The organism is Arachidicoccus sp., assembly GCF_050436765.1.
In the GTDB taxonomy this organism is placed as follows: Bacteria; Bacteroidota; Bacteroidia; order Chitinophagales; family Chitinophagaceae; genus Arachidicoccus.
This window is the reverse complement of sequence record NZ_JBNQGD010000085.1, coordinates 21,549-31,474: the sequence shown is the minus strand read 5'-3', so window position 1 is coordinate 31,474 and position 9,926 is coordinate 21,549. Positions and strand designations below refer to the sequence as shown.

Genomic DNA, 9,926 nt, shown 5'->3' with positions numbered 1-9,926 from the left:
CCATTCATATTCACCCATCACCATCAAAGCAGGAACACCATCAATGTTATGTTTGCCCCAAATTACATTAGGACGCCCATTTCCAACCAGATTGGTTAAAGGCGCATCGCCATGAATAGATAATATAGCTAGTGTACGATTTGGGTTCCATGCTGCGAAATTCCAAGGGAAAGAAGCCATCGCAGAATGACCAATTGGAATGATTGGCGCATCCTTTAATTCTAAATAACCGGATCTACAAGCCAGCTGTTTTAAGACTTCATTAAACTTTATATTTACTGAATCATTCTTTGATGCATTTTGCCAGTAATCAAAAGTAGGTGCGAAAAAAATTTCTGCAAAACCAAGTCCGGTAAGTGTTTTTCTAAAAGAATCATCTTGCAAAATACCTTCCTCCAACATATTATTTTGCCCTACAACTATGCCGCGGACATATTTACAATTAGGTGGAATCCATAAGAAAGCACGTGGGTGATTATGAGCATTATCTAAAGAAACCGAATTTACTTTAACTGACCATTGCCAGACTGAATCGGCAAAACAACGGGTAAAAGAAATCAACAAAATTGATACACAAAAAAAACAAAATTTTAATTTCATAAAAAACGTTTAGAGTTCGATTGTCGCGCCCTTGGGACCCTTCGTTAATAACAAATGAATTTAATTCTTTGATTATTTTATCTTGAAATTAAACGAAGCAATATTCTCTATAGATAAGCTATATATATTGTCCTATTTAAATTGCCAATAAACATTATATCGTTGTCGATGAATTTGATAAAATGGTTTTAAAGCAATTTCGCTACCGGTATCTCCATTTTTTATATCAAACTCAATCCCCCTATTACTTCCAGCCCGTTTAATCCAGTTTTTATAATTATGGACGGGAATATCTAATTGATTGGTGATACCATTTGGAATCTTGTAGTTGTAAGTATAGTAATCATCATGTTTTGACGGATCTGAAAATGGCGCTGGAGGTAAAATCCCATTAGTACCTAAAGGTGCTGCCAAAATGATTGGCCCATAAGCTATCGCAGCAATTTTTGGATTATCTGGAATAGGAACTAATCTTAATGACATTGGAAAAGAAATTTCAACACTATCGCCTTTTTCCCATTTTCGGTTTATTGTAATAAAACTTCCTGGCTTCTCATTTACCTTAATATGCGCTCCATTAACAACAATAGATGCTCCTGAAACCGCCCAAGACGGGTATCTTATATACAAAGGCATTTCTATAGTTTTATCTGTTTCAATTTTTAAATTTATTGTTGGTGTTTGAGGATAATTTGTTGTTTGTATAATTTTAATACCCTTTTGCTTCCAATTTAAAACGGATGGAATAAATAAGGAAACAAATACACCCTTATCATTATGATAATAAATGCCTTCCCCATATTTAGCATGGCTTTCAAAACCTGTTCCAACGCAACACCAGAATGATTGAAATTTAGTACTGTAAACCTTAAAAGCACCTGGCTTCAAGGGCGTAAAATAGCATACCATGCCACTTTCCGGATCTTGCTGTGGCAAAATATCATTGTACAAAGCATCTTCATAATAATCTATGTACTTTTCTTCTCCAGACCAAGAAAATAGATGTCTGGTAAGCTTCAACATATTGTAGGTATTACAAGTCTCTTGGGTGTAACCCGTTAAATGGGGAGACAATTTACCAGGCTGCGCAAAATGCTCCTTGTCACTGTTACCGCCGGTAGCAAAAGTTTGCGTACTGATCACGGTATTCCAAAAGTAATTGGCAATATCTTTTCCTTTTTTATTGCCCGTCAATTCATAGCCTCGGGCTTCTCCTATGATTTTTGGAATTTGCGTATTGGCATGTAAGCCAGCTAAATCATCCTGTTTTTCTGCAAGCGGATCTAATAGCTTTTTATTATAAAATATTTCGGCCAATTGTAAGTCCTTTGGATTTCCGGTAATAGAATAAAGGTTATAAAATGCATCGTTCATCCCTCCAAACTCATTTCGAAGCATCACAGCAATTTGTTCCCTGGAAAGGGGCTTGAGTTTTTCATATGCCCAATTAGACATTTTGACCGCCACAGTTAAGGCCAACTTGTCTCCTGCGTACAGGTACATATCAATTAAACCAGCCATAATTTTATGAAGCGTATACCAAGGAGCCCAAACTTGTTGCCCTGCTATACATCGATCTATTAAATGCTGAGGAAATGCACTTAAATAACCATTTTGATTTAATACTTCCTGCACTTCTGCGAGACCCGCAACTATACTGTCTCCTTTGCTCTTATAAATAGAATCACCTGTTGAAGCATATAATAACGCCAAAGCAGACATTACATGTCCAGTAGTGTGCCCCCTTAATTCACTATCCATTGACTCCCAGCCGCCTAAGGATTCGGAAGTCACTTTCATACCTGCTGTAACGCGAAAATCATGTAAAAGTCTATTAGTAGCAATTGACATTATCCACTGTTCATCCCGTTGCATATTTTCCTTAAAGGGGCCATCCAATAATCTAATATTCTTAAGATTAAAAGCGTAGGCTTTTATAGATACTTTCGTTTTAACTGAAAGCGCATTTAGATGCTGTCCAGGATATTGAGCCCGGGATATAGAGAAGCTGAAAAATCCGCAAATAAATAAAGCAGCATTCAAGAATATTTTTCTCATTAAAATTTAAGTTTATGAGTATTTTCAATTTCTTTTAATCTTAATAAAGCTTCCAAATAATAATAATCTGCATAAATAATAGGCACATCAACTTCGCCATGAATCGGCATATTCCCAGTAGAATGCAATAAAAAAGCGTCATTTTTTTCTCTACTTTGATACTTAGAACTTGAAAGTTCTTTAAGCATTGCTATCGCCTTATCAAAATAATTTTCTGATTGTCTTTTTTCTCCTACATAAGTAGATAATTCTAATAATGCAGAAGCCGTCACCGCTGCAGCCGATGCATCCCTAGGCGCGTTTGGAATGTCAGGTGCATTAAAATCCCAATAGGGAATCAAATCTTTGGGCAATCTTTGCAAATAGACATTTGCTACTTTTTGAGCAAAATCTAAGAATTTTTGTTCATGAGTTTCTCTGTAAACCATGGTAAAGCCATAAATGGCCCAAGCTTGCCCTCTAGCCCACATAGACGAATCTGAATATCCTTGGTGCGTAATTCTTTTAATGACCCTTCCTGTTGTTGTGTCATACACAACTACATGATAATTTGAATAATCAGGGCGGAATTGATTTTTCATTGTCGTCAGCGCATGTTTAACAGCAATATCATACAATTTTTGTCCACCACCATTTTTGGCTGCCCAAAAGAGTAGTTCTAAATTCATCATATTGTCAATGATCGTATTATGAGGCCAATTCATTTTCTTTACCATAGACGGCCAGGAAAGTATCGTCCCAATTGTAGGATTAAATAAGGTTGCCAAGCTATCCGCAGCTGCAAGAAGCACCTTTTTATAACTACTATCTTTTGTTACTCTATACCCATTTCCAAAACTATTATACAACATAAAACCTAAGTCGTGGTCGAAAGAGGCTGTATAGGCATTTGAAGCCAATTCCCTCGTTGCGCTATCAGCTTTTATTTTAAATAATTTGTCGCCTGTGTATTGATATAAATTCCATAGTATACCAGGCCAAAAACCACTTGTCCAATCGGCTCTATCAACATAGTCCCAATTGGTTTTACCCTTTGAAATGCTTCTCGGAAATAGGGAATCATTGGGAATTTGAGCAAGTGTTTTTCTCGCCTGTTGTTCGCAGTATTTAAGCTCCTTTTGGACTTCAAAATCATTTTGCTTATGCTGACAACTTATAAATAATGTAGCCAAAATGGCTATATAGGGTAAATGTCTCATTTAAATAATTTTTAAGCTGTTATATTATTCTTATTGTGACTTCTGTTGTTGTGCTTGATACAACACAATTTATCATTATTTCTTCCCAAATAAATGGCTATTTAAACTGGATATTTTCCACGTCCTCTCCAACAAAGAATCTCGCCATATCAGAAGTCTTATACCACGTGGGTTTATTTTTCATATGGTCGCTTATTTTTACACCATTAATAACCAGGTTGTCAAACAACACATTTTGAATTTTCCTTGAACTATCGTACCCCGAGATAATAGATAATTCTGAATGGCTGCCCTTATAGCGAACGTTTTTAAATAAAATATTTTCAATAGCGCGCCCGGGGGCTTTACAATATTTTTTATTAAAGAATACTCTAAGATTCAGTAATTGTCCCCTTCTGAAATCTTCCACTCTTATGTTTTCAAATTTCACATTTCTGATAAAATTATTATCGCCTGCATCGATACTCATACAACCCTGATAATCTACTTGCATTTCATTATGATCTAGAATATCAATATTGTCGTATTCAATATTTTGCAGGGTATCCGGATGCGATGCATTTCCGTGTGTACCTATCAGAATAGGATGCGCAACGTCGGCCCATAAAGTAGCGTTTTTCATTAGAATGTGATTACATCCGCCAGTAAATCCCAAACGTGTACCATAGACGGTCGTACAGTCATCTGAATTCCTGCAAAACACATTATCAAAGGTTACATAATTACTGGAAAATACATTCATCCCATCCCCCCACCCGTAATAACTAATTGCCTTTACATTTCTTATGGTAACGCTATCGGATCCTCCTGTTGCACATTGCGTACAAACAATGCCTTCTACAGTAATATTTTTGGAATAGGCTATATGAACACCCATTTTCACTGAAGGAGCTATCATACCTCGGCCAAGCAATCTAGCATTACGCACATGCTCAAAAAGTACCTGGCCCATTAATACAGCACCTCCAGCGAGATATACCGTTTTTCCCGAAGGCACATATAATCTGTTATCCTTTAAATGATGAACACCCGGGCCAAAGTATATCAAATCCGTATCTTTCAAATCAGGTACAAATGTTTGTATTGGATTAGCAAAAAGATGGAGATTATGAAAAATATCACCATTCACTTCAACGGAAAGATTACGCGGCTTCGACAATTTAAAGTATAGAGTATTCCCTTTTACCTCATGGCTAATATCATAAGATAAGGGCCTAATCCGCGCACTGTGCATCTCCCCTTTATTGAATGTAACGGCAACCTCAACTGCGCCGGAAAAATCAAAACTACACATTGTGGCGTTTTCTACATGATTATAAGTACCATGCACGTCATCTACCTTTATATTATATTCATACAATTGTTGCCATTTCCCATCAGGTTTTCTCACTTTTACCGTGAAATCACTGTTATGCAACAAGGAGGTCTCGCTGGTAGGAAAAGGATAGGTCAATAATTTTTGGGCTCTTACGCAAAAAATCATCAACAAATTTATAACGGTTATTCCCAAAAATTTTATACAATATTTATCTCCAATTTGATTTAATTTTTTCATCTTTCCTCAAAATATTTTTATTTATGCTTTAATTAGTTTTCGAGGCTTCCCCATTGTATAATTTGGTTCACTTTATAACCACAAGCGCCTTAGCTAAATGTGTATTAAAGAAGCATATCTTTTTTTCCTGACAAGAAGCAATTTTATACATCTAAAGAATCTTTTTTTATCAACTTCACTTTTCCTGTCTTGATATTTATTTTCCATGGTTGCGGTTTGGGAAGATACATTTTTCTGTTGCTCATTTTCAAAGGCATCCATAAATATCGCGAATCCCATTGTGTCGAGGGTTTCCAAATATCGCCTATAAAAATTACTGTCTTACTTTTTGTCCCCTGAACTTTCAATAAATTACTGGATTGAGAGCCATAAGTGTTCATATTTGGGGCGGCAATATTTTCAAAAGTTGTCCAAGGACCCTCAAGAGAGTTCGCCGTAGCGTAAACATTCGGATTAGGCTTCCAACTTGTAAGATGAGAACCGATAACGTAATACAATCCCTTGTAATGGACAATTGCACCACCTTCCAATGATTTATGCACCAAACATACTTTGTTCAGGGTCATGTAATTATCTGATAAGCGTGCAATTACAAAACCGTTTGTGGGCCTGTTTTCAAAAATAAGATAGGCTGTCCCGTCATCATCAATAAATTGACCAATATCGCGGCTCTCCATACCAAAAGGACGAAAATGTTTTACAAAATGATAGCCTTTGTCCACGCAGTCGCTCACCGCAATACCTATTTCTGCTCTTTTATAATGGTTATCATCAAGATGAAAATACATCACGTATTTTTCGGTCTTTTTATTGAAATAAACTTTAGGACGTTCCAAAATCCATTCTTGAGAAAACCCGTCGGGAGCGGAAAATTTCATTTTGTTTAAAAAAGTCCAATGCGCTAAATCTTTCGACGAATAACAACCTACATAACGATAGCCTGGTTGAACGTCTTTACCACGATATTCGCCAAACCAATACCATGTATTTTTAATTTTTATAATTCCGCCGCCGTGTGCCTGTATAGGATTTTCATTGTTATCACGCCATATAGTACCTGGTCGTATGACCGCTGACCAATTTTTATTTGAAGTATTTTTTATTGCAGAACAGGAAGTCAAGCCCTGCAAAATGACTAGAAATAAAAGTATATTATTAGTTAATTGTTTCATTCATCTCTATATTATGCTTACAAATAAACTTTTAATTATTTTAATAAAGGCGTTATTATAACGGCTTCTCCGCCTTTTGCTTTTATATGTATAGGCAATGTATCACCTTCTTTTAATTCAATTGCATTTTTAACAATTCCACCATCTATTCCGTCTGCATATATTATGGCTTTGTATATGGTATGCGGGCTTAAAAAGTTTAATTTAATACTACCATTCCAGTCCTGTAGCCCTGCCGCGTTTCCTATAAACCAAACCTTACCCTTCCTTCGGGCAACACTTATATATTTCCCGATTTCTCCTGCAAGATAATGTGATTCATCCCATACGGTAGGCACATATTTGAAGAATTCTATTTGCTGTTCATTTGTATAATTTTCCGGCCTTCCATACCAAAACATCGACTGCAAAGGACTGAAATAAATGACAGTCAAAGCCAGTTGTTGCGCCATGCTTACTTTAAGATTTTTGCTGAAACTATTCTTTGCATTCGGATAGCAAAAAGTAAAATCGGCCGGGCCGGCTAAGAAGCGGGTAAAGGGCAAGGTTGTTGTATGAAAAGCATCAGGCCCGTGCTCGTCTCCCCTGATCCCTTCCTGCGTCAATAAGCAAGGGTATTTTCTGCTCAAACCTGTTGGTTTGTAATTGTCGTGAATATCAAGAATGAACCCTTCATCCATTACTTTTTTCATCGCTCCATTCAGCCATTTTAAGCCATTTTGGGTAAGTCCATCCACGAAGCCAAATTTTAATCCTTTAACTCCCCAGCTTTTATACAATGGCAATAAAGTATCCAGCTTAGCTTTCAACTCCACGCGATCGATATATAAAATAACTCCTATGCCTTTCTCTTTTCCATATTCTATAATCTTATGTAAATTAATTTCGGCAATAGGCCTTTCGGGGTGGGATGTTGATAGCCTTTGTGGTCCATACCAGCCTCCATCGAACAGGACATACTGAAAATTATGCGCGACTGCAAAATCCACACACCGCAGTCCGTCGGCTGTGGTAAGCTGTGACCTGATTAACTTTCCGGGAACAATCCAAGAAGGGATACGTCTATAAACAGGATTTACTAATTTTAAATATAGCTGACTAAATTTATGCAATCCAATTGCTGTATTTGAATAACTAATAGTTCTCCACGGTGTTTCGTACCCACTTGTAATGTGTACCACCGAATCGTGCGTAAATGAAATCTGCAAACTATTTTCTTCAGCGCCTTTTATTAATTCAGCTTTGGTATAATTTTCATTATCGGCTTCCCCAATGCTGATGTAGGTATTTTTATGATCTGTAAGGGTAGCAGGAAAATCACAAGTGTTTTCCATGGAATCAACGCTGATTGGGATAAATACAGATTCTTGATTGAATTGAAAAATAGTCAATGGTTTATTAAATACAAATGTGGTAAGCTCGCGCATAATATTGCCATCATCAATGTGTGACTGCGACAGAATTTTATACCGGAAAGCGACACTTCCGTCATATACCCGAACGACGATATTAAAACGAATCTTTCCGCTTGCGCAAGCAAAAACGACCTCATTATAGTTATTGGAAATTGAGTCATCTTCTCCAAGCCGCCATGCAAAGCTACCCCGGTGTGATGAGAAGGTTTTACCGCTCACAACTGTATTTTTTCCTACTGTCACATTGTTAAAAACAAACCCCAACCTCGATGGTTTTACTATTGGACTATCATGATGGTTTACATAATAAGATAAATTTCCTTTATCATTCACAAGCTCAAAAACAGTTTGCCTGTCAGGTGATAATATTTTATAAGTATGCTGCAGCTTTGCAGCAAATAAGGCGCCGCTCAATAAAAAATTTGCAACTAATAAAATAACAATGCCCGCGAGCGTAAATTTCTTGTTTAAAATACCCATAGTGTCCGATTATTAGTAATTCTTTTTAAATAAAACAGTAAAGAGCTGAAACCCGAATGGTCAAAAAAACGCGGCGCTGAAAAAGCTAAAAATATTACACCGCCTCCTCTACAAAAATGACGATCGCACTATGTTTTTTTTCTTCATCAATTATCTAGAGTACAACAATGTGCCGAACCCCAATTGATCATACCCCCCACTGTTGGGACCGTAATCGCCACCACCACCTTCAGGGCGAACACTTCTCGCTCCCATATCTGTCCAAGTAGCTTTCAGTCCTTTTAATTTTACATAATGATTGTACACCAACTCCCACATGGGTCTGATGGTGCCTCTCGAATCCGGACTAATTACAGGATTTGATACGCCTTCGCAATTAATATATGCAGTATAGGGTACGTCAAGTTGCGCAACGTTATACTTCGCAACATACTCACAGGCTTTCAAAAAACGGTTATTGTCTAAACCAAAAAGATTGTCACCCTGATTCCAAGCCTGTTGGCAGATAACACCCATTAAGGCAACGTCGAGTGTGCAATGTCCCTGATCACGGCCACTTTCTTGCCACTGTGCCAGACTATCACCATATACATAATTGATTGCATTATGAATATTTCCTGTACCTATTCCCTTTTGAAAATAATAAATCGCGGCATTATAAAGTTGCCTATTGTCAGTTAAAACACCAATTGCCATCTCAGAGGCCAGTGCGCACATATCCCAGTTCGCCCAATAATGGGAATCACAGGTACCCCAATGGGTTGTCAAAAAAGCATGGTTATTTGAATAAAAGACATTCACCATAAAAGACTTATATTTTTCAAAATCAGCAGCTTTCCATCCAGAATAACCTCGTAATATTTCGCCAGCATTGGCAAATTGATAACCGTAAATCCCGCCTGCAAGTGCCGTATTGGAATCTCCGGAAATGGCTTTGCAAGTTGATGCCCAAGCATTTAAAATACGAACGGCTGCGTCGGCATAAGAATTATCCCCGGTTACCTTCCAACGAATAGCCAGTTGATAGGCAGCAGCAACATCATTAAAAGCCCTGGAATAATTATCCGGCTTGGGTTGTTCCCTCGAACTACCACCTCTGATGAGCGTATCCACTGGGTTCGGAGTATAATCCACTTGAGCATGAGAATTGGCAATCAGTTTATTCCAGCCATCTATCCATGGAGAAGCGCCTGCCTCTACTTTTGCTTTAATCCTGTCAAAATCCGCCTGACTTTGTAATAAGCCCGGATGGATAAAGGGAGTATTATCAGACAAGGTATCAATAAAGGTAATGGTTTTACTGGTTGCAGTTGAATCAGTACTAGTATCCGTACCAGTCGCGTTATCTTTCAAGTTGCCGCCACCTTTGGAACAGGCTGTAGCCATACATAAACAAGAAACTAAAAAAAATAAGAAAGGGAACTTTTTCATCTTAATTCATTGTAAT

General features: G+C 37.4%; 6 protein-coding genes and 1 pseudogene. All 7 read right to left on the bottom strand.

Going from position 1 to position 9,926, the window contains the following annotated elements:
- Positions 1-600, bottom strand: a pseudogene (locus ACQR30_RS03640) (hypothetical protein); the annotation flags it as partial.
- Between the two features lie 132 nt (positions 601-732).
- Entirely contained in the window at positions 733-2,658 is a 1,926-nt protein-coding gene (locus tag ACQR30_RS03635; protein WP_429731398.1) for a beta-L-arabinofuranosidase domain-containing protein, read from the bottom strand.
- Positions 2,658-3,857 carry a glycoside hydrolase family 88 protein gene (locus ACQR30_RS03630; RefSeq protein ID WP_429731395.1) on the bottom strand — a complete coding sequence of 400 codons (1,200 nt, stop codon included), beginning with the start codon at positions 3,855-3,857 and terminating at the stop codon, positions 2,658-2,660. The genes ACQR30_RS03635 and ACQR30_RS03630 overlap by 1 nt, the downstream gene beginning before the upstream one ends.
- A gap of 97 nt (positions 3,858-3,954) precedes the next feature.
- Positions 3,955-5,412, bottom strand: a complete 1,458-nt coding sequence (locus ACQR30_RS03625) for a glycosyl hydrolase family 28 protein (RefSeq protein WP_429731392.1) — start codon at positions 5,410-5,412, stop codon at positions 3,955-3,957.
- 143 nt (positions 5,413-5,555) lie between these two features.
- Positions 5,556-6,584 (bottom strand): family 43 glycosylhydrolase, encoded by a 1,029-nt coding sequence (locus tag ACQR30_RS03620; protein WP_429731390.1) that lies wholly within the window; start codon positions 6,582-6,584, stop codon positions 5,556-5,558.
- A gap of 35 nt (positions 6,585-6,619) precedes the next feature.
- Positions 6,620-8,479, bottom strand: a complete 1,860-nt coding sequence (locus tag ACQR30_RS03615) for a glycoside hydrolase family 97 catalytic domain-containing protein (protein WP_429731387.1) — start codon at positions 8,477-8,479, stop codon at positions 6,620-6,622.
- Positions 8,480-8,629: 150 nt separating this feature from the next.
- Positions 8,630-9,910, bottom strand: a complete 1,281-nt coding sequence (locus tag ACQR30_RS03610; RefSeq protein WP_429731384.1) for an alginate lyase family protein — start codon at positions 9,908-9,910, stop codon at positions 8,630-8,632.
- Positions 9,911-9,926: the final 16 nt, after the last annotated feature.